We start from the raw sequence: 1,118 nt of genomic DNA, 5'->3' as shown, positions 1-1,118 counted from the left end.
GTGTCGATCACCTGGTGCATGTCGTAGTACTTGTACGTGCCCAGACGCCCCCCGAACACGGTGTTCGGCTCGGCCTTCGCGAGCTCCTCGTACCTCGCGTACAGCTCCCTGTCCGCCTCCGTGTTGATCGGGTAGTACGGCTCGTCCCCGCGCTCGGCGAACCGGGAGTACTCCTCCCACACCACAGTCCTGTCCGGGTTCTGCCTGTCGCGGCGCTCCGGGTTGAAGTTCTTGAACTCGATCGCCCTGGTGTACGGCACGTCCGCGTCGGAGAAGTTCATCACCGGGCAGCCGAAGTGGTCGCCCTCGTCGTACCTCACCTCCTTGAAGTCCACGGTCCTCCACTTCAGCTCGCCGAGCGAGTACCCGAAGTAGCGGTCGACCGGGCCGGTGTACACGACCGGCACGCCCGCCGCCGCCAGCGCCTTCCTGTTGTACGGCTGGGACCCGTCGAAGAAGTCGGCCTTCAGGGTCACGTGGATGCGCGGGTCGTCGATCATGCGCTCCATCCACCTGGTGTAGCCGTCCGTGGGCAGGCCCTCCCACGTGTCGCGGAAGTACCGGTTGTCGTAGTTGAACCGGACCGGCAGGCGGCTGATGATGCCCGCGGGCAGGTCCTTCGGGTCGGTCTGCCACTGCTTGCCGGTGTAGTTCTTGATGAACGCCTCGTACAGGGGGCGGCCGATCAGGCTGATGCCCTTGTCGTTGAGGTTCCGCGGGTCCGTGCCCGCGAGCTCGCCGGCCTGCTCGGCGACCAGGGCCCTGGCCTCGGCGGGCGTGTAGCTCGCGTGGAAGAACTGGTTGATGGTCCCCAGGTTGATCGGCAGGGGGTACACCTCGCCGTCGTGGGTCGCGTACACGCGGTGCACGTAGTCCGTGAACGAGGTGAACCGGTTCACGTAGTCCCAGACGCGCCTGTTGCTCGTGTGGAACAGGTGAGCGCCGTACTTGTGGATCTCCGCGCCGGTCTCCTCGTCCATGTAGCTGTACGCGTTGCCGCCGATGTGGTCGCGCACGTCGATGATCTCGACCCTCGCGCCCGCGTGCTCCACGGCCTGCTGCGCCACGGTCAGGCCGAACAGGCCCGCCCCCACAATCACCAGATCAGGGTATTCCAC

General features: G+C 66.0%; 1 protein-coding gene. It reads right to left on the bottom strand.

What is annotated here, in order from left to right:
• A partial coding sequence (glf, locus tag G1C98_RS09250; protein ID WP_205831978.1) for a UDP-galactopyranose mutase occupies positions 1–1,118 on the bottom strand: 1,118 nt, incomplete at both ends.

This window comes from Bifidobacterium erythrocebi (assembly GCF_012932675.1).
GTDB lineage: Bacteria > Actinomycetota > Actinomycetes > Actinomycetales > Bifidobacteriaceae > Bifidobacterium > Bifidobacterium erythrocebi.
This window is presented reverse-complemented; position numbering and strand designations above follow the sequence as displayed.